Source organism: Dawidia soli, from assembly GCF_018598185.1.
Classification (GTDB): Bacteria; Bacteroidota; Bacteroidia; order Cytophagales; family Cyclobacteriaceae; genus Ohtaekwangia; species Ohtaekwangia soli.
The window spans coordinates 24,513-45,783 of the sequence record NZ_JAHESC010000036.1 but is presented as its reverse complement, the minus strand read 5'-3'; the positions used below and the strand labels follow the sequence as shown (position 1 = coordinate 45,783).

General features: G+C 52.2%; 11 protein-coding genes. 2 read left to right on the top strand and 9 right to left on the bottom strand.

What is annotated here, in order from left to right:
* Window positions 1-6 precede the first annotated feature (6 nt).
* The 7 genes from KK078_RS21420 to KK078_RS21390 all read right to left on the bottom strand — a co-directional run bounded on the left by KK078_RS21420 (window position 7) and on the right by KK078_RS21390 (window position 15,227).
* Window positions 7-5,526 (bottom strand): DUF6973 domain-containing protein, encoded by a 5,520-nt coding sequence (locus tag KK078_RS21420; protein WP_254092366.1) that lies wholly within the window; start codon window positions 5,524-5,526, stop codon window positions 7-9.
* An 11-nt stretch (window positions 5,527-5,537) separates the two neighbouring features.
* Window positions 5,538-5,933: a hypothetical protein gene (locus KK078_RS21415; RefSeq protein ID WP_254092365.1), complete on the bottom strand. Its 396-nt coding sequence runs from the start codon at window positions 5,931-5,933 to the stop codon at window positions 5,538-5,540.
* A 182-nt stretch (window positions 5,934-6,115) separates the two neighbouring features.
* Window positions 6,116-9,472: an RHS repeat domain-containing protein gene (locus KK078_RS21410; RefSeq protein WP_254092364.1), complete on the bottom strand. Its 3,357-nt coding sequence runs from the start codon at window positions 9,470-9,472 to the stop codon at window positions 6,116-6,118.
* An 80-nt stretch (window positions 9,473-9,552) separates the two neighbouring features.
* Window positions 9,553-10,920 (bottom strand): DUF6443 domain-containing protein, encoded by a 1,368-nt coding sequence (locus tag KK078_RS21405; RefSeq protein WP_254092363.1) that lies wholly within the window; start codon window positions 10,918-10,920, stop codon window positions 9,553-9,555.
* A 560-nt stretch (window positions 10,921-11,480) separates the two neighbouring features.
* Window positions 11,481-12,392 (bottom strand): PorP/SprF family type IX secretion system membrane protein, encoded by a 912-nt coding sequence (locus tag KK078_RS21400; protein WP_254092362.1) that lies wholly within the window; start codon window positions 12,390-12,392, stop codon window positions 11,481-11,483.
* 50 nt (window positions 12,393-12,442) lie between these two features.
* Window positions 12,443-14,419 (bottom strand): PKD domain-containing protein, encoded by a 1,977-nt coding sequence (locus KK078_RS21395; protein WP_254092361.1) that lies wholly within the window; start codon window positions 14,417-14,419, stop codon window positions 12,443-12,445.
* 145 nt (window positions 14,420-14,564) lie between these two features.
* Window positions 14,565-15,227, bottom strand: coding sequence for a YoaK family protein (locus KK078_RS21390; protein ID WP_254092360.1), 663 nt, complete (start codon window positions 15,225-15,227; stop codon window positions 14,565-14,567).
* A 190-nt stretch (window positions 15,228-15,417) separates the two neighbouring features.
* On the opposite strand from KK078_RS21390, the gene KK078_RS21385 reads away from it, so the two are divergent.
* On the top strand, window positions 15,418-16,515 hold the full coding sequence (locus tag KK078_RS21385; protein WP_254092359.1) for a hypothetical protein: 1,098 nt from the start codon (window positions 15,418-15,420) through the stop codon (window positions 16,513-16,515).
* 47 nt (window positions 16,516-16,562) lie between these two features.
* On the opposite strand, the gene KK078_RS21380 is transcribed toward KK078_RS21385, so the two are convergent.
* Together KK078_RS21380 and KK078_RS21375 are read right to left on the bottom strand one after the other, a co-directional pair.
* Window positions 16,563-17,006 (bottom strand): DinB family protein, encoded by a 444-nt coding sequence (locus KK078_RS21380; protein WP_254092358.1) that lies wholly within the window; start codon window positions 17,004-17,006, stop codon window positions 16,563-16,565.
* A gap of 81 nt (window positions 17,007-17,087) precedes the next feature.
* Window positions 17,088-17,930: a porin family protein gene (locus tag KK078_RS21375; RefSeq protein ID WP_254092357.1), complete on the bottom strand. Its 843-nt coding sequence runs from the start codon at window positions 17,928-17,930 to the stop codon at window positions 17,088-17,090.
* A 363-nt stretch (window positions 17,931-18,293) separates the two neighbouring features.
* Here KK078_RS21375 and KK078_RS21370 point away from each other — a divergent pair, with 363 nt between their 5' ends.
* On the top strand, window positions 18,294-21,266 hold the full coding sequence (locus KK078_RS21370; RefSeq protein WP_254092356.1) for an FG-GAP-like repeat-containing protein: 2,973 nt from the start codon (window positions 18,294-18,296) through the stop codon (window positions 21,264-21,266).
* Window positions 21,267-21,271: the final 5 nt, after the last annotated feature.

The window sequence follows — 21,271 nt, the reverse complement described above, 5'->3', positions numbered from 1 at the left end:
TGATACTTACCTTACATTTGGATTTGATGTCTTGTACTTGTCGTAGTGTTGCTTACGCTCTTCGTTAGTCATTCCATTGTTATCTAGTTTTTTAAATACGGTCTTCAAAGTTTTGTATTGTTCATCAGTAATCTTTGTCCTGCTTACGGAGAAAGTTCCATCCTCCTGTCGTGTTGCTGTCCAAAGCCCGTCAGTCTTAAATGTCTCTAAAACTTGTAAAGCCAAATCCTTCATTCCCATCTCTGGATTTGCATTTCCAATTTCTCGACCGATCACATTATTTGCAAGATCGACAGATTCATCAGCCAATCCACGAGTAGCAAAGTTGGCTCCCTGTGCCAAACCTCCATCAATGGCGTTCGGGTTGTTTTCATGAGCTTGCCCTATTTCATTTGCAGTGCCTTCACCAAAAATAGTCGTAATACTAGCCTGCCATAAGGTATGTCGCATTGCATTTACTTGTGTTCCTTCATTACCCATTCCTCGCGGCTCATCAAGTACTGAGTTTCTTGATTCAGGCCCGCTACCTCTGGTTGAAAATCTAACTGCGTTTGTTGATATATTAACAGTTCCGGGAGACACACTTCCTATCCCCAAAGCAGCTAAAGGATGGCGCGCAGCAAATCGAGCAGTTCTAACACCAGGTGTTGGAATAGGTGCAGCCTCTAAACCTTCCAATTCTATGAACGAAGTAACCTTATTCTCACTAAAAGCATAAGGGCTGTTGTAAACATACTTCTCAGCAAGGGGGTCAATATTAAAGAATCTTCCAATATCTGGTTGATGATTTCTCCATTTGAAAGAGTCCCAACCTAAATCCAGATCGTCAATGTGTTCCTGACCTTGAAACTTGAATTTATTTTCAACGCTGCTTTCACGCTGATAAGAGTTAAAAGTTAAACCAAACGGATAATAATCATCCATGCAAACAACCGGAGATTTCGTATGCGTCACCTCAAAATCATCAAAGAACACCTCAACGCGACTTTCGTTCTCGTTGCTAAGGTAAATATACACAAATCCTGGCTCAGTGATCTTGATCTCACCTTCCCCGAAGGCAAGCTCGTCGTATCCAGAGCCTTCCGGCAGGAGGACGCCCGTCTCTCGGCCACTGGTTGTCAGGCGTTTAAAGCCGCCGTTGAGGTAGTTAAACTCACGGTCGAAGATCAGGTAGTTGAGGTAGGCTTTGGGGCCTGTGCCAGTGTCGTTTTGGCGTTCCAGGTAGTCTACATATGGGAATACACTGCCGCCCAGGCTACCGGGGCCGCCGCCGTCGATGAGCGGCCCGCTGCCGCTGCCCGTACCGAGGGAGAGCAGGAAGTTACGCAACGCCTGTTCCACTTGAGGGTCGTCGGAGTCGACGTATTTGGCGTACACCTTCGCCGTGATCTTGTCACCGGGCATGACACTGAGGGACTTTGCCAGACCATATACCGCGGCCGGGTCACTGCCACCCAGCAAACGCGTAGAGCGGAACGTGGTGTTGCCCTGGTTGCCGGGTACGTGGTGGGTATGGTCGAACATGCGTTCATTTAGGGTGACGGCTTCCTCGTAGTTGAGAAACTGACCTTGCTCGGTCGGCGCGTTGGCGTCCTCCAGCGTGGCCGTGGCGGTTTCGGTCTCGTCCTTGGAGGTGAAGGTCACCCGGACGTTGCCCAGGTGGTCTTTGAGGTGGTATTGGTACTCGGGCGCGGTGCCGGTCATGACGATGCGGCCCTCTTCGTGGTGGATGAATTGCAGGGTGTCGTTTTCGTAGAACAGCTCGCCAACGTAGTCCGACCGCTTGGTCAGTGCGTTGGTGGCATCGTATACCTGCTGGCTGTGTTTGCGGCCGCCGGCGTCGTAGATGTAGCGGATGTATTCGCCGGTGGTCTTTACCACCTTGATGGGCAGGTTGAGGTGGTTGTAGGTGATCGAGGCGATGTTTTTGTTTTTGTCGACTGTCATGCTGCCGTTGTTGTCGTAGGCATAGTCATCACCGGTGGTGTTGCCGTCGTTGAAGCCCTGGTGTTTGTCGCCGGCATCGGCTACGGCCAGCAGGCGGTTGCTTTGCTGGCTGCCGGTGCCATAGCTGTAGGTCAGCTCGTCCATGTTGAGGCCGTTGGCACCTTTGCGGACCAGGCGTTTCAGGTTGCCGTTGAGGTCGTATTGGTAGCCGGTTTCGGAGAAGGCATCGGATGTTTGGGGGGCGCCTTCGTTGTCCAGGTGGGTGGGGTGGCCCCAGTCGGTCTTTTTCTGGCGGTAGTCTGCGCTCTTGATTCGGTTCATGGCGTCGTAGGTGTAGCGATAGCCATTTTGTTTGGCTTCGCCCTGGCCGGTGCCGTTGTTCCAGGTCATGGCCGAGATGTTGCCGTTGAACTGCGGCTCGTTCGACAACGTGGGGACTATCTCGTTGTAGGACAGGTTCATGCCGAAGAGGTCCTGCGGGTCGCCGGTTTGCTCGGGGGTCAGGTCGCTTTGGTTGATGCGCGACAGCCAGCCGCGGATGTTGTAGCGATAGTCTTCGTGCTGTTTGAAGGTGTTGCCGTTATCTTCCGAATGGAGCTTTTTGGTAATGAGCTGTCCCAGCGCGTTGTATTCGTTTTTCACCAGCAGCATCTCCGGTCCGGTATTGACGGTATGTCGCACGGTCAACAGACGCCCCGCATGATCGTAAGCAAACTTCCGCAGGACGGTCTGTTTGCTTACCTGGGTGGCCGACATCTGCGTGTTGCAGAAGACGGGTGTCCGGCCGGAGTAAATCGAGACGTCCGTCAGCAGAGCCGTCGTGCACGGCAAGGCTGTCGCCGTGGCCGGGTATACCTTGATGCCGTTGCGGTAGTATGCGATGTAACCGCCCAGGCGCTCGATCCGCAGCCGGTCGCCAACTACCACGCCTCCCGGAACGGTATATACGTTCGTCCCCGACTGATAAATATGCAGCTCACGGTTTCGGACGTAAAACGCGTAATCGATGGACGTATGGGACACATTTAGATCCTGTGCCGAAAGCCCTAGCATCCGATTGCCTGTCGACTCGCCTACGGTCGTTTCTACCCAGCCGTTGCTGGCGGTCGTTGAGCCGGCCGGGATCATCTCAGACGAAGAAGCCCCCGCATTCCAGTTCGCGCTCACCGAGTTCTTGTAGATGAAGTCGACGTCCGACACAACCAGCGTCAGGTTTTGCCAGGTCAGCTTGCTGACTGTATGTTCGGTTTTAGATGCCAATACCTTTCCGACGAAATCATACACGGTCGTAGTCCGGTCGGTGCCGCCCCTGTAGTTATCGCTTACCTGTTGAATGACGCGGTATTTGTCGTCGTAATAGTTTACTGTATACAGCCAATAGGGCGCGCTGCCCGTGGTCTTTGTTTTAGTGCCCGTTACCTGTCCCACCACGCGGGTGAAGTGTTGCGCGTCTTGTGTGTACTCATAACCGGCGTGTGTCTGGGCCGGGATCTGCCCGGCGGCATACGCGTAGTTGTAGCCCCAGCCTGCGCTGAAGTCATAGTTGTCGTAATACGTCACCGTCTGAATATCAAAACCGTCTGCCGCGAAGCTCGTTGCCGGGAAGACCGTATCGGTATAACCATGATGCGTGCCGCTGCCGGTATAAGTTTCATAGAAGGTGGTCGTACTGATCAGGGCGCTCATGCCGGCCTGGTCCAGCGCCGTGGGGTGCTGATAGAGGCCTGTCATGATCGGCCGGTTGAAGGCGTCATACCTGGTAAAGAGCCAGCTGTTTGTCTTGCGCTGCTCTCCGTCCTGGGTCATGACCAGCCGGTCGCGGTTGTCGTACACCATGTATACCCAGTCCGCCCCGGGCACTTTTTTATGCGTCATGCGGCGACGGTGGTCGTATTTGTACTGGAAGGCGAAGTTGTCCAGCACAAACTTCACCGCGGTCTTTACCGTAACCGGGCCGCTCTCCAGGGGCACTTCCGTCACGATGCTGCTGGTCATGCGCCAACGGTAGATGCCTTCATCAGCGGCCGTGTAGGCATTCCGTTTAAAGCCGCTTGTTGCATCCTGGTTTTGGGCGTCCACGCTTTGCCAGCCGCCATCGGGCAGTTGTTTTTCCCATACAATGGTCGTTATACCGCCACCGGAAGCTCCGGCCGGTATTACAAGGGGTTGCCCGACCACGGCGGAAATCGACGTGACATCGTTCAGCGGACGCTGGGGGATGAAGGTTGCGGCCTTCAGGCCGGTGCATTTCAGTTTTTCGAGGGATGGGAAATCCAGCCGGTTGTTTGCCAGGGCAACAGTAAGATTCGCTTTGTTGACCTGGTCGCAGAACCGCGGGATCGTTCTGAGCTCGGTCTCTTTCATGGAGAGCGACGCCAGGACGGGCAGGCCGAGGATGTCGTCCGGCAGGGCGTCCATCGGGTTGCGGTCTGCGACGATGCGCACTAATTTTATCTTGTCAAACACAGACGGGAAGGCGCCGGTCAACTGGTTGTTGGAGATATCGACCACCGTCAGGTTTGTCCAGGTGCTGAACAGGTCCGGTGGCAGCGCACCTTCCAGGTAATTGTTGTAGACGTAGAAGGTCTCCATGCGCGAAAGATTGCGCAGCGCCGGTGGAACCGTGCCGGAAAGTTGGTTCGTATAGAGGAACAGGGTACGCAGTTTTGAGAGATCTCCCAGCGATGCGGGAATCGCGCCGGTCAGCTTATTATCGTGGAGGTACAGCTCTGACATCGCCGACATGGTGCCGAGTGTTGGCGGAATGGATCCGGTGAGACCGTTCTTGCCCAGGTTCAAAAAGGTCGCCGACGTCAATGCCCCTAAGGAAGAAGGAATGTTGCCCGTTAGCTGGTTGGCCGACAGGTTGACGGTGAGGAGTTTTATCAGTTGGCCGAAGCTTGCGGGAATGCTGCCCGTGAGCTTATTGCTGGCCAGCGTGAGGGACTGAAGCTTGACCAGGTTGCCGATCGAGGCGGGGATGTTTCCCGACAGCTGGTTTTCGAAAAACGACAATGTCGTGAGGTTGGTGAGATTGCTGAGCGAGGTAGGAATCGCGCCGGTAAGCTGGTTCTGCGACAGGCTGAGGAACGTCAGCTTCGTCAGGGCTCCCAACGTTGCCGGAATGGACCCCGTGAGCTTGTTATTGGTCAGGCGCAGCGACTGCAGCTCGGTCAGCGTGGTGATCGACGACGGGATCGCCCCGGAGAGCTGGTTGTTGGACAAGTCGAGGATCGTCAGCTTGCTCAAGTTGCCGAGGGTTTCGGGCAGCACACCCAGGAGCTTGTTGGTGGGAAGCTCGAGCTTGACGATATCGCCGTCGGCCACGGTCACGCCGAACCATGTGCCGAACTGGGCGCTAGTGGCAGCTGCCGGCCAGCTGCCGCTAGCCGGCCAGTTGGTCTTTGTCGTCCACGTGCTGCCGGACAGGTCGTCGTACAAAGACTTTAATACTGCAAATTCCACGGCGTCGGGGACGGCATCGGTGGCGGCGGAATGCCGGGCATGGGCGGCAGGTGTAGCACCCAGGCTGCCGACCACCCACGAAAAGACGATAAGAGAACGTATGAAAGTGTTCATGCAGCTGCTGGCTAGAGGGGGGTGACTGTTGATACCGAAAACCGAAACATGTCGGGATTTTCGTCGGGTTTTAGCAATACGATTTGAATAGACAGTATGCCGCTTGCACGGCTGAATTGAATTGTGCCCTGTCGGCCCTCGGACCGGACTTCATAAAGTATGGTGCCATTGTTCATGACGTTTGTCCATTGTCCGTTGATTTCGATGATCGAGTACGTCGCTTTTACGTTGCCGGCTTCGTCGTGCCACTCGATGCGTTGGTTGCTATAAGAAACCAGCTGATCGGACGTGGCCCGCGCCATGCCGGTATTTATGTCAAGATAGGCATCTGCTTTCCAGGTAAGTGTTGTGGAAGCGATGTTTTGTGCGTGCAGATTGATCGCCGGAAGCGCAAGAATGAGTATCATGAGATGTCTTGTCATACTGAAGATTGATCGAAGTCTATATCGTGATAATAAACTGAACGAACGATACATTATTCGCAGAAGTATCGTCAATTAAATGGTACGTGACCGTTCGTAAGATTGTATTCATAGGTAACGTCATCGTCATTTAAATTCAGACATACGTTCATCGGGAGAAGTTCTCATTATTGGCTATTATAATGGTAAGAGAAAGCTTTTACGATGCGCCCTTTCTGATCCCGGATGTGGGTCAATTGTCCCACGTCGTTGTAGTCGTAATAGGTCGCTTGCTGATTGGAGTCCAATATTCCACTTATCCCTATGAGCGGCTTGTGCGCATACGTTGACATCTGCGCATTCCGGGGACTGACCCGCAGTTCGTCGATCTTTGTGCCGTCATTGATATTGACGACCCCACCTGTATAGGGCTGACGCTTTAATTCCCATGAACCGCTTTTGAAGGTCCAGTAAGAAAGCTCGGTATCCGCACTGATTATCAATTCGGCAGGAGGAACGAAGTTGTAGGGAGTGTTCATGCTCTTTAATCCGGCCTTGGCATTTGCGTCGACTACTCCACTCTCTTCAAACGATGTATAAAAGATTTGCTCGCTGCGGGCAAAGCTTGCCACCGCGATCACTACGGTACCCTGGAGTCCCCAGCGAAGGGCTGTTGGGACGGAAGCCTCGGTATATTGCAACAAGTTGTTGTTATTGTCGTACAGGTCATAGCTTCGCTTGATCTTATACCGGATGTCTTTTGAGAACATAGCGTCACCGATACCATCGGATATTATACCTGCCACACTTTGGTTGGAGAATCTAAACTGCGGCAATGGCGGTAGTGGATAGGACTCCAGTTGCCACTGTTCCGCGGGCAGACCGCCGGTCCGGAACACGGTAACATTTCCCGAGAGTACGGTCGAGCCTGTAGGCGTCGTTTTATATGTCACTGTTTCGATCGGTTTCCGGACAATAAAGTCGGATTTCATGTCATCGATAAACGGTGTTCCCTCCGGATAGTCCTGGGGATACAGGAACCTGGTATAGATCTTTTCGCCTGGCACGCTGCTCAGCATGGTTTGTTGCGTGGTGTATACGTGCGCGGGGCTCTCGTACGCGAACTCCCGAAACTGGCGCACATACTTGGTCCTGTCGGCAGGATTATACGTGATTTCTTCCTGTGTAGCCACATACTGGAACTCTGTTTCAATCACCGCAGGGTGCTGACCGAAATACCGGGGAAATGCATCTGACGGCATAGTAGAGGACGCTGCCTTGTGCTTGCCCAGGTCGGCAACAATAGACCCATAAAAACGCTGATAGCTCGATGGTTTGACTTTATAGGTGTTCGTGGTGCTTTGCAGTGGGTTACCGTTTGCATCCCAATCGGTCTGACTCAGTAACATGCCTCGGCGCCAGTTTGTATCGGAGTTTTCTTTGCTGGGATTCGGGGCGTATGTAAACGTGTATGTCGTTTTTCCATTCTGTCCCTGATCTCCATATGTCACAGTCACATCCGAGTATGAAATATGACTTCCCGTACCCAGGGGTACTGTACTCTGTGCTGTGATTCTTTTTGCGGTGTGTTCCTCACAGGCAACGCCCAGCTCTCCGATACAATTGTCAAAATAATGTACATCTTCGGTGTAGTCAGGCAGCATCAGAAGCGTGCCACTGGAGTACTCTGGATCGGCCAATTGTCGATAGGTGTAATTTTTGATGATATCATGCGCGTGATCGATGCCATCGTATTGTACGATCTTTTTGATACGAATACCGCCGCAAATGGGATTCAAGACGACGCTGCGCACGGGCTCTTCCCATGTGAGGATGGCGCGTACCCAGCTGTCTTGTACTGACGCCTCGGCATATATATAGAAGTTATCAACGGCACTGCCGGTTGTATAGACATCGTGATTTCCATTTTGCGACAAGGTAGCATCCGCGTATATCGTCTCGCCTTGTGCTCCGAAGGTATACAACTTGATATACATCGAGCCATGGGGATTCGACCAGTATGGCTTTTCCATGTAGGTGTACAAGTTTACCTTACGAGAGCCGGGTTTAATGCTGATCGGCCCGGAACCATTAATGGTTGGATCATAGGGGTCGCCTTCTACCGGTGGGCGGTTGTGTGGCGCCTCGACAATTACTTCACGCTTTACATAAAATGTCGACTCAGACGGATCGTAGTAGTCATGCGGTTCATAAAGATATTCGGTATGCCCGCCGGTAGGATAGGTTATACGGGTTAGAATGTTCGATTGCCCCCGTGCAGGATCTGCATTTTTTGCAGAGGCGTCGACTACGCCGCTGTTCGGATCAAAATCAGGCAGACGTTGGTCGCGAGCATTGGCATATCCCCAATGATCCCGTGCATAGGACATACGAGACGGTAGATTGTATTGCTCGTTATAGGTAAAGGAATATGTCTGCGGATACTCATTGCCATTGCCGATCTCCAGTCCGGTTAGTTTAAGCCGCAATGTATTGGGGTCTTGGCTTCCCGAATTGAAATAATCCGTATTGAAATATATTTTTTTAGTGACTGTCCCTACCTCATCTTGCACCTCCATGGATGTTAACCGGTAGTCGCCCTCCGTATCTTGCTTTTTGATGACGTCACGACGAATGTTATCTGAGTTGAAAACCACTTTTCCTCCTGGAAATTTGATGGCCGTCAAACAATGGCCTTCAACATTTGTGACAAAGGAGTCATTATTTGTACTTTCCAGCATATACTTGCCTGTGGATATGCGTTTGTATGTCTCAGAATACGACATGTTGACGTTCTGCTGGAAGTTGGTTCGTTTGTCGTATTCAAAATCGATGACTTTGCCTGCGGCCGTTGTAATCTTTGTCAGATAATAGCTCGTGACTGGTCGGGAGGCTGTTGTCGAAGAGCGCGTGCTGGAAATTTCTAATTTTTCAAATGCGAACAAAGTACCGTCGTCCGCAACAATACTTGCCACCGAGCCTGGGGCCCCGTTGATCCGCATTGGTTGGACGGGCATCAAGACTGCGTTCGCACCGTCTGGAAACATAAATCTACCACTGTAGCCCGGAACGTTATAAGAATATAAATCCGGCAGGCCGTCAATGATACCTTGCGTCAGTGTAGAAAGCCTGGCATAGTCCGCGGCATTCGATGCGTCGAGCATTTCTTGGTCCCAATCGCCAAAGAAGTTAGGGTAGCTACCGTCATCTTCACGACCTCGAATGGAACGTGTGATAGTGCCCGGAATACTCAGGCTCCATCCGAGGCCTACCCACGAGGCACCGTCCTGCACCAAGTGACCGCCGGCGTGATAGTTCAGCGTAATGGGCAATTTGAAATCGCCGACGGCGATTTCATACAGTGGAACGCTGATCTCTGGCGTTCCAGTCGAGAGGTTTACGGGTGTATCTACATATTTCTGAAAGCCCGCCGCTGTGGGGGCCGGCGGCAGATACTCGGAAGCCGGTGGCGCAGGTAAGCCCGATTGCGCGACAACAATAATCTGGACGGTCATCGCTGCAGCGAAGGTGGCAGTCTTACGCATCTTTGTTGCAAATGTGTCTATTATCTTTTTCAACATACACTATGTACTGGGACAATATTTTTATACGCGCGATAGATCTTTTATTCATTAGTCCTTGTCAGAGATCGAACGGCCTCCGGAGGAAGCACATATACCAAATTGCCGCCATCGTCATAGACATAGTAGGTGTCGGTATAGTGCCTTGTACCATCCGATGTTTGTTCGTATTGTGTTCGCCGGAGCAGTATTTTCCCCTCTTTATCGGTATATACTATCGTCTCGTTATCATCTTCGTCGCGCGTGCGCGTGGCATGTAGCTGGTTTTTGGCGTAATACTCCAATTGACTATTATTTGGCCAACGTAGTTCGCCGTTGTTCGCATCGTATTGAAAGTACAGTACTTCGTTGTCATCGTTTACTTCGCGAAAGTTCTCGGTCGATTTGTCCTGGGATTGGTCAGGCTTTGGCTGCCAGACCTCACCCGGCGCTCCCTGCTTGATCACCTCTCTTGTCGGGGCGGGACGGAATATTGTTTCGGCATAGGGATTGGTACTACGCGCTACAGTTGTGCTACTTTGCGTATAAAAACTGTATTGGGCAGAGCCCATATAACCGCTTACTGAATTAACTGCATCTGATTTATATTGCCCGGTGGCTTCGGTGGAAGCATACGGCAAGTAGGTGATCGATTCGCGATCATATGCATCGTATTGCCGGGGTGTTACTATATCCGTTTTGTCCGGCGAGGCGTGCATGGCCACGGACTGTAACGGCCGGCCCAAGCCGTCGTAATACTCAATCTGCCGTTGCACTTGTGTATTGGGAAGTGTCTCGGGGATTCCGGTTCCTGGTTCAGGCGTTTGCAACGTCTGCATGAGCACATAGTTGTTGCCCAGCTTGATCCGAGTAACGGTATAGGGAGGAACTGTCACTACTGTGCCATCTGTAAGCACAACCTTCAAGTTGTATTTGCCCGGCTCACGGACAGTGAATATCGGTGATCTCGATAGGACCGTTGTGCCATCATCTTTTCGCCATTCATATGATTGATAGGCATAATTATTCGAAGCGGAAAGATCCACTTGGCCAGCCAGCGGCAGCATGCCATTATTGGTTGCCTGGATTTGGATTGGAATTTTAACGATGATGGTAATTGGATTTGCCGACATGGTGGGAATTCCTCCGTTTCGGTGGGTATAGGCGAGTGTGGCTGTCCCTCCCGTAACGGGCCATTGAATTTTGCAATGCAAGTGGTTTTCTTCCACCTTTGTTCCAACCCCGGTAAGGGTCCACGTTCCCAAGCCGGAATCCGGCGAGCCGACTTCGGAATCGTTTAGATAAAATTCACCACTATAGGTTTCAGGCGCTCTGCCTCCAAGTGGGTTTAACGGGCCGACGATTATTACTCTATTTTGCGCATACAGGCATGCGGGCATCATCAGGCATACCAGCCAGGTGAATATTTTCATGGTAGGTCTTATACATGTTTCTAAATCATTCCAGGGCACTCAACGGCATACACACATATCTCTATGGCTACACGAAATAGTCATACAGCTTCATGTTATTATAGTGCGAGATAGTGGTTGGGAACCGATTAAAGCCTAAAATGGCGGCACAAATATAGTGAAAAAGACACTTCACAACTGCCTACGCAATATTATATTCAAAATACCCCAAGGTACAGCACGGCTATCCTTATTTGGGAAATAAAAGGCTGACAATATCAGACTTTTTTAATTCTGGGACGGATGATTCCCAATCTTAGAAAGTTTCCTTGCTGCTATCATCTAATAACACAACGGATACCGTTTTGTAAGAAAAAAACGAGACTACCAACGGTAGCCTTAGTTATTCTTACGGTTTACTCGTGATGGTATAAGAATTAATATTGATCACGTTATCCCTTTTTTTATACAAAATAAAGTCGGTATTCAACGGTTCGACACAGCTTTGCCGGAAATCGGTGGCGATTTGTGCGCTGTGGTAAATAGAAGTGATGGATTAAAATTGTGCCGCAGGCTCTGTACTACTTCGTGCGCCTAGCCCGGGACAACGTTCCGACCTGGTACTGGAGCATGATCTCATGGGAGGTTCCTGTTTTTAACGCTTTGTTGCGGACAATGTAGTCAAACGCATAGCCAAGCCGGAATTTTTTTTCCAGAAAGCTGAACCCTGCCAGCATGCTGGCGGACTCTTCGTGCCGGTAGTAGAGCCCTGCCCACAAAAAGTCATCATACAAAAGCATCATGCCGCCCTGGACAAGCGTGCGATCGGTATTGGTGATCACCTGCGCGGACGGTGTCAGCTTTAACAGGCCTGATAAAATAAAGTGATATCCCGCGGTGACCATGAAGTTCTCTTCATTTTGGGTTCCCAGCGTTTTGTAATCCGGGCGGGTTACCAGGCTGCCGGAGGAAACACCGACGTAGTATTTCTCGTGATCGAGCCACACGCCCAGGGTAATGTCGGGTTTGGATTCCCGTTGATCTCCTGCACGGATATACGGGTCGTCCGGATGCCGTACAATATACCCGGAGCCGTCGACAGACCGGCTTTCGATACCTCCGCGAACCCCTACCGCCAGCGTGCTTTTCTTTGTCATCGGGACCCGGTACGCATACGAAATGCCGGCACGAAAAGTATTTAATAGTCCGGTCTTGTCACGGGAGAGCGTGAGGCCCAGGCCGTGGCCGGTGCTGTCGAGGTTCAGGGTCGCGGTAAACGCCTGCGTGACGGGCGCCCCTTTTCCACCGGTGTAATCTTCATAACCCGACCACTGTGCCCGGTGGATGAGGGAGAAATCATACAGCGCACTGCCTGTATACGCAGGGTTGAAATAATGATTATGGAACATGTACTGGCTCAGCACGGGCTGCTGCTGGGCGTTTGCACCGGTGACGATAAGGATCAGTAGAATGATCGGTAAAGATCTGCTCATGGGGAAAACTGGTCTATAATTCTTACAATGGGAGGGGCCACGCGGCGGGTTTACTGTTTCAGGATGTGCACGTAACCCTTGTATCGCTTATCGATCGCCTTGAAATAGAGCTCATAGTAGTATACGCCACTCTCCAGGCTTGCTCCTGTAAAATCGTCCTGGTAGGGGGCGGATTCATACACCGGTTGTCCCCACCGGTTAAGCACCGTCAGCTCGGCTTCATACAAGAAAGGTTCAATGAACAACTTGTCGTTTTTTCCATCACCGTCCGGGCTGATGGCATTCGTGATCCCGATGTCCTCTACGTGGATCGTTTTCTCTACGATGATGGGGCAGTCCCGATCGTCGTTGCCTGCCAGCGTTACCTGATAATCGCCCGGGTTGGCATAGGCATGTTTCGCGGATTGTCCGGTGACAGTAGTACCTTCGCCGAAACTCCAGGTGAAGTTCTCACCGGAGCCCGTCGTGTTCGTAAAGCTTATTTCCACCTGCGTCAGAACGATGCCCCCGGTGAGCGGCCATGCGGCATTTCCCACTGTCATGTCAAAACTACCGGCCGTAAAGCTGTTCAGCAGTACCTGGATCGTGTCTTTCTGCAGGCAGCCTTGCGTATCCACCGCCAGGATATACCGGCCGGGAACGGTGGCTGTTATGGCGTGGGCCGTGACCGTGCCGTCGGGCGTTTGCCAGGTATAGGAGTCGGCGTTTGTGATATTGGACGCCAGGGGTACGGAGGGGGTGCACGCGTTGATATCCGGGCCCAGGGAGAGGACTTCGGCGGGTTCGCGTACTTCGATGGTTTGTGTCATGATATTGCGGTTCCCTTTCTCGTCTCGTACCCACAGGCTGACCGGGTAGCTGCCCGGCCCGGGAAAGACAAAGGTAGGCGAAGGTGATGTGGAAGCGCTCAGTCCTGCAAAGTCCCAGTGCCGGGCTACGACATCGCCGTCGATGCTTTCAGACCGGTCGGCGAATGTTACCGACAGTCCACAGTGTTTGACGTCGTACGCGGGGGCGATCTCGTTGAACCGTGCCAATCCCCGGGGTGTGGCAAACCACTTGGCGCCCAGCGTGTCGATGGCGATCGCGGTGCTCGTGTCGCTGGGCAGAGGGGAGTTGCCGGAGTCGAACGTTTTCCAGGCGGTGCCATCGAAGCGGGCCAGGCCCCGACTGGTGGAGATCCAGACGCGGTTTTGGTAATCGCCTTTCACATACAAGACGGTATCGCCCGGCAACGGGGAGTTGCTTTTGTTATACAGTGTCCAGGTGTCCGACGGGCGGTCCAGGTAAGCCACCCCGCGCGGCGGTATACGGTCAAACGGGAACGTGCCCACCCAGATCGTATTGTTCCTTAAAACTTCGAGGGAGAAAATGGGATAGTTAAAGATCTCGCTATGCGTATTGTCATAGACCCGGGTGCCGTTCACTTCGACAAGCTTGTCGATCGCATCCAGGTCGGTGATCACGGTCCAGAGGGTATTATTACTCTCGCGTCCCAACGGAACGGCCATGTTCACACAACAGGGATGGATCACCACCGGCAAGGCGAATTCCGTCAGTGCCGTCCCATCGAATTTCTTCACGACCGGGCCGCTTTTACCGGGGGTGTACCACAGGTTGCCGTCGCTGTCGGCCGCAAAGTCGTAGATGGAATTGATCGGCTCGGTAAAGAGCCCGGTAAAACCGGCTCCGTCATAGCGCAGGATCTGGTTGCCCTGTTTTACGTGGATGTTCCCTTCCAGGTCGGCAAAGATCGCAGAGACGCCGGCCGGGATCATTTCCTGCCACGCGCCGGACGCCGGGGAATAGCGCACTACCTTTGCGCTGAAGTTCATCCATACGGTGTTTTCCTTGTCTATCGCCAGTACATTTTTTTCGAATATACCGGGGCGCTTAAACGTGATCGGGAGGCCGGCGCCGGTCTGGGGATAGACCGTCCACTGCTGTGCGCCGACGGGAGTATACGCCACGATCAGGAAAAGGCTTAATGCTAAGAATCTGTTTTTTAAAACTATATAACGGTTCATGGCAGGAAGGATGGTATGGTGTGTAGGGGATACTATATACATCAAAGAAAGGCTTTTCCGGTAATAAAAAATTGTACGTTTCGGAACCTATTCGCTTTTATACACATGATGCGTCACGGATTTTGTTACCTGCAATGGTATAGGCTTATGCCTTCGATCGCATTTTCCGAACGTAATAATGGAAGCCGAAGCGAAGGTTGTCATACGCCAGCGCGGTCAATAGTGCGCCCGCTGCCAGGAGGAGGGTATAGAGTCGTATTTCGGTATACAGAAATCCGCCGATCACACCACCCAAAAAGAAGAATGCTATAATGGCGAGTCGCAGGTAGATGCTTCGGGATAATTTTTTTGTGGATGGTGTATTCCGGTAAAAGAACAGCTGTGACAGCTCGATGCCCAGGTCTGTAAAAAGCCCTGTCAGGTGCGTGGTACGTACCGTTGCCTGTGATATTTTCGTTACCAGGGCATTCTGTAACCCCATGGAGAACAGCAGCACGCGGGCGAGCCACTCCGTGGGAATGGATGCATTTGCAAAGGCTGCGATGATCAGGATGGCCGTCTCCAGCAACATGGGAATGGTGTGCGATATAGCCGGCTTCTTTCGTAAGAGCACTTCCACCAGAAAGCCGCAGCAGAATGCTCCCAACAGGAACGCGGCAATGTAGCTGACAAAGTCCAGCGCAACCTGATAATGGCCTTGTACAAAGTATTCTGAAAAGAAGGCAAAGTGCCCTGTGACGTTGGTGGTGAGGGTGTGAATGGACAAGACACCGGATATATTCACGACACCGGCAACAAAGGAGAGCATCGATGCTAACCGGAGGTTGTGAATAAATGCCCTTGGTTTTCCCTGCCGAAACATGTCGAGTAATGTGGCGGTCAATATACTCTTTCCGGGGGAAAGAAGGTAGAATATTCAGCGCCGGCTACCCGGGACCTCCGACGTAACCGTTCGGACTGACGAAAGTCATTGGAAAAGAGAGCAACTGTCAGGACGTGTGCAAACGTTGAATGGTAGGTTTATAAAAAAAACAATGATAAAAAAGGAGCGTCTTTCAATCGTTGCTCTGGCCATGTTTTGCCTGGTCTGCGGGCTTTGGGCGGGGCTAAACAGGATAGGATGGAGCCTTGCCGTCCTGCCGGTTGCCGCGCACCATGGCGCCATAATGGTTGGTGGATTTCTGGGTACGTTGATAAGTCTTGAAAAGATAATTCCTTTAAAAAAGAAGATCCTCTATGGCATACCCGTTTTGAGCGCCGGTAGCGTTGTATTTTTCTTCACCGGACAGGTAAGACTCGGAATCTATGCGTTGATTATCTCGAGTGCCGGGCTGGCGCTGGTGTTTTTGTATTACTTCAGGTTGCGCCGTGATAGGATCTATGTCCTGATGTTCCTGGGGGCAGCCTGCTGGCTGACGGGAAACCTGCTGCTGCTTACGAAATTATTTTATCCGCTGGCTTTTCCCTGGTGGGCTGCGTTTGGGCTCATGATCATCGCGGCCGAGCGTCTCGAGCTGATGAAGTTCCTGCCGGTTTCCCGCGTTGAAAAGACGGTGTTTACGGGTATTCTCCTGTGTTTTGTCGGCGGTGCACTTTTTTCTTTTCACGGTTGGGGAAACCTGATCTGCGGCGGCTCGCTTATGGCGGCCTCGGTTTGGCTGATGCGGAACGACCTGATTGCTATTACTATCAAAAAGAAGGGCCTGCATCGGTATATGGCTGTCAGCCTGCTGGCCGGGTATATGGCATTATTATTAGCAGGCGTATTTTTTTGTGTGCTGTCCGAGCAGTGGTTGAACTACGATGTCATCGTCCACAGCTTTTTTATCGGCTTTGTTTTTTCAATGATCTTCGCGCACGGCCCCCTGATCTTACCCGGCATTATGGGCCTGGCGGTAACGCCGTTCAGCAGGATTCTTTACTTTTGGTTGTTGCTCCTGCACGGCTCCTGGATGATGCGGGTAGCGGCTGATGTAATGGTGGCGACGGAGGTCAGGAAAGTGAGCGGATTGTTGAGCGCTGTCGCTATTCCTGGATATTTCCTGACGATGGCTATACTTACCCTCATCGCCCGGCGTGGTGTCAAGGGTATTTAAATACGGCTTCTTTTCTCTTTGCCGGTTCGCTGCCGGAGATCGTTGCGTTACCTTTGTTCATACAGAATAAAATCGGTATTCAACGGCTCAATTCCGCTTTGCCGGAAGTCGGTGGCAATTTGCGCCCTGTGGTAGGTGGAATGATTGATGACATGAAATAAGAGATCGGAAGCCTTTTTGCTGCAGGCCTTTCCCCGCATGGTGAAGTTCACGATGATGTTCGGATCGAGTATGTCGAGGATCTGTTTCGTGTGTTCGTAGTTCGCCCGGTCAATATCCTGGCACGCCTCGAGGGTGTGTACGTCCCACACGCCGAAGGCTGTGAGTTTTTTGTCAATCCTGTTGTTCCAGATCTGGTGCGCGTTTACAATGTGGCTGAATAATGCTAACGCCTTTTCTGACGTCTTTCCGGCATTGGCCTGAAAGGCATCCCACAGTTTTTGATTGGAGGAGTGGTTATAGTGAAACAGCTCGTTGAAGAAATCTTTCATGTGCGTTGTTTATGCAGCGGAAATCCGGTGTAAGATACAACCCCGCCGTATAGCAACCTACTCCTGAGATTTCGTGCTATGCTAATGTTTTTTCCGGATGGGTTTCCGGTGAACGTCTTTGTCCTGCGTGCTTTTTCCTTTCCGGGATTCTTTCAGGTCGATGTCGAACAGGTAGGCAACGGTAAGGCTGAGTACCTTTTCGTTTGCGCGCAGATTGTCGGAGAAGCCGAGTGTGCGCCAGCTGGCGCTGGCGGGTTTACCGTAAAAGGTATGGCCCGAAGTGAAGCGTAACTCGGTCAGCAGCCGGTGTGACCGCCGCAGCGGGGTGATCAAACCCGCGCCGATATTTATTCCGAACAGCCATCGGTTTACATCGGTGAAATACATCTTGTCGAAGTCCGGCTGTGGCGGCTCCTGGGGCATGGGACCGAATACTATATCATAGGACTGAAGGCTGCCTGATCCGATCTCGCCGCGGCCGCCGATCCAATAGCTGATGTTAGGGCCCAGGTTGACGAACCACTGCGTGGGAACATTTTTTATGATTCGTATTTGAAAAGATTTTCGCAAAAGCATGGAGGCGTCGGCATAATTATAGGTAGCGACATTCGTCCACGTATCTGCATTGGAGAGGATCTTGCGCCCGCGCTGTGAGTATCCGACTTCTGTTTCGAAGGAATAGTTGTTTTTTAACGGGAAGATGATCAGCCCCGCGGCCATGAAGCCCGGTTTGTTGCGCTGTGAAAAATCTTTGCGATCGAATTTGTCGGCTATGACCGATCGGGACAGCAGTGGACCTGCCTTCAGCCCGAGTGAAAATTCCTGCGCTTTGAGTGTATATTTTACAGTCATGGCACAGAGAAATGTAATGATGATAAGTGTGAATTTGAGAAGTGTCATCCGGTGATCTGATCGAACAAACATACTGCTTTATTAGTTACTCTAAGCGGCGATTGGTAACCGCTATCTTACACGTGGAAGCAAAGGATTGTTCACCGATGTTCGGTACACGTTGTTTACTTTTTTTGTGACTTGGGATTTGTGAGTTTTTTCAAAAAAACTCACATTCACATAGACGTTCCTTTGTTACCGCAACGAACCAGTCGCTCAAGAATGTCGACACTTACATGGCTTACGTTGCCGGATGCTCAAAGCACTTTACGGATAAGTTTTTTGGGATGCATCCTTTAGTCCAAAAAGCACATTGCCAATTACCAATTGAGACTGGTCGGTATGTAGGGCTAGAGAGGTGGTGATGCACGGTTTCTAAAGACCCCTTCGAAGAAAATGAAACACCTTTACCTTGCCTGTATGTGCATTATGGGCTTCTTTGCCGTACAGGCTCAGCAGCCGGTAATCACGAACATCGCCCCGATGCGCACGTATCCGTTAGATACCGTGCTGATAACGGGTTCGGGCTTTGACGTGCCTGCGTCCGTGCAGGTATGGTTCGATCATGTAAAGGGGCGGGTCGTAAGCGCATCGGAGTTCTCGATACTCGTTGCGGTGCCCGCGCAAGCGCGGTATCACAACGTTGAGGTTATCAATTTAACGACACGCCTCTCGGCGAAGTCGCCATTGAAATTCTTATCTTCTTTCAGTGGTACGAGCTTCGATCCTGCGAAATTTCAGTCTGTTGACCTTTCTACTAATAGCCCCTCCGTATTTGATCTTTGTTCCGCCGACCTGGATGGCGATGGGAAGCCCGATTTGATCGGAACCCGAAACGACGGCGGCACCGACCTGGTGGTGCTTCACAACAAGAGCGCCGTCGGCGCGGTGAGCTACACGAAATATGACAAGAGCAATCTACCGGTGCTCAACCTCACGCAGCCTACACAGCACATCGCGTGCGGCGATCTGAACATGGACGGCAAGCCTGACGTTGTTGCGTCGCGCGCGGGACCGACGGCCAACAGCATCTTTGTGTTCCGGAACACCAGCGGCGCGGCGCCGGGTTTTGCCGGTGCGATCGAGCTCTTTCTGGACATCGGTAACCTGGCCCGCCAGGTCGCTATCCATGACCTGAATGGCGATGGCAAGCCTGAGATTATTGTGGCCAACTCCGCCAACACCAGTAACCTTTATGTGTTCGTGAACCAGAGCGCGGGCGGTGCATTGAGTATCAATCCAACACCGTTGAAGTTTTCGGTTGCGGGTGCGCCCAATACACTGGCGCTGGAGTTGCAAGACTTTGACAATGATGGGAAGACGGACATCATGGCTTCTCAAAACCAGGGTGCTAATTTATTTTTCCTGAAGAACACGAGCACCGCATCGGTGAATTTTGCGGCCGCGCAAACTATTAGCGTCGTCGGTACGATTAACGACATCGGCTCTGCCGACTTCAATCACGACGGCAAGTTGGATCTTGTTGTGACGAGTGTTTTTGGCGGGCAGGTGTTTTTGCTGCTCAATCAGACCAGCGGTGGAACGGTATCATTTTCTTCGCAAATTCCGGCAGCAACCGGCACCGGGCCTTTCGGCGTAGAATGTGCCGACATCAACGGCGACGGTTTTGCCGACATCGTCGTACACAACCGGCAAGTGTCGTACATCTCGGTTTTTCTGCACAACGGAAATTCTACCTCTCCAACGTTTACCTCATCGACTATTGCAACGCCTTCAAAACAGGGGTGGTTTAGCAGAGTAGCAGACTTTGACGGCGATGCTAAGCCCGACATCGTGTTTACGAGCGCCGTGGGGATTGGCGCTTCCAATACCATTACGATGCTGCGCAATCAGAACTGTCACAAGCCTGTAATTTTGAACGAGCCGCCGCTGGCCATTTGCCCCGGGCAAACCATTCGGCTCAAGTCCATTCCTATACCTAATGTGACGTTCGAGTGGATCAAAGATGGCGCAACGGTAAAGCCGGCCGGCATCGATCCGTTTGTTTACATTACCAGCGCGGGATCGTACACCGTAAAGGCAACCGGTGAGGGTGGCGCGTGTGCTGTTACGTCTGCTCCGCTTGTTGTCGGTTCGGGAACGGGCGCCGTGCCGGCGGATGCGGCGATTGCTCCGATAGCGCAGGCATGTGCGGGCGGCAACCTGACGATTACCGCCAACGCGGTGCCCGGCGCAACATACAGCTGGCAAGGGCCGAACGGTTTTGCCGTGGAAGAGACAGACAATCAACTGGTCATTTCGTCGGTCACACCGGCACAGGCCGGGATCTATTCGCTCAGGCTGAAGATGGGCGGGTGTACCGGCGATGAAGACGCAGAAGAGGCCATCGTGGCCGATGTAGGGAGCTTTACAATCAGTAGCAGCAATCCTTCGCAAACGCTGTGCGAAGGTGAGAACCTCACGCTATCGGTCGGTTCGGCGCCAGGCCGGTCGTATCAGTGGATAAAGGATGGGGCAGACGTTGGCGGGCAAACAACCACTACACTCATGTTGACAAATGCTGCACCGGCGTCTGCCGGGAGCTACCAGACACGTATAACCTTTGGCGGGTGCTCGGAAGAAACGTCACCGACGACCGTCGTCATCCGGAAAAAGCCTGTTGCCAATTTTACCGTTGGCACCGCGTGCATGAATGAAGAGATTGCGTTTACCAATACCTCGACCGTTGACGGTCTGCCGGGCGTGGCCTACACCTGGAGCTTTGGCGATGGCGGAACCAGCACAGACTTCTCGCCGACGCATCCCTACGCTGACTCACCGGCTCAAGATCCTTCTCTTACCGTAAATTATACCGGGCTGCCAACGTGCACGTCTACCATTTCGAAGGCCATTACCGTGCTGGCTCCCGAGGCACCCGAAATTATAGCCAGCGCGCCCGACATCTGTCCGGGTAAAACGGTGACGCTGTCGCTGACCGCCATGTATACATCCATCGAGTGGTTTTCGGGGAGCGCAAGCATCGGCACCTCGCCGACCGTTGACATTACCGAGCCCGGTTCGTATGCTGTAGCCGTGCAAAACACCAACGGATGCGCGGGGAGGAGTGACGTTGTAATAGATCGCTCTGCCGATTGTTCTACGGTGGTGATTGTCGTGCCGAACATGTTTTCTCCCAATGGCGACGCGCAGAATGATCGCTGGGAGATTCGCGGCATTGACAGCGTGCCGGACTGCACGATGAAAGTGTTCGACGACCGGGGCGTAAAACTATGGGACAAAAACGGATACGATATCAACGGTTGGGATGGTACCTATAACGGAAAGGCGCTTCCCGACGGCGTATACTTTTATATTCTAACCTGCCCGGATCGAAAGCCGATGACCGGTTCAGTTTTAATCGTCAAGTAAGATTC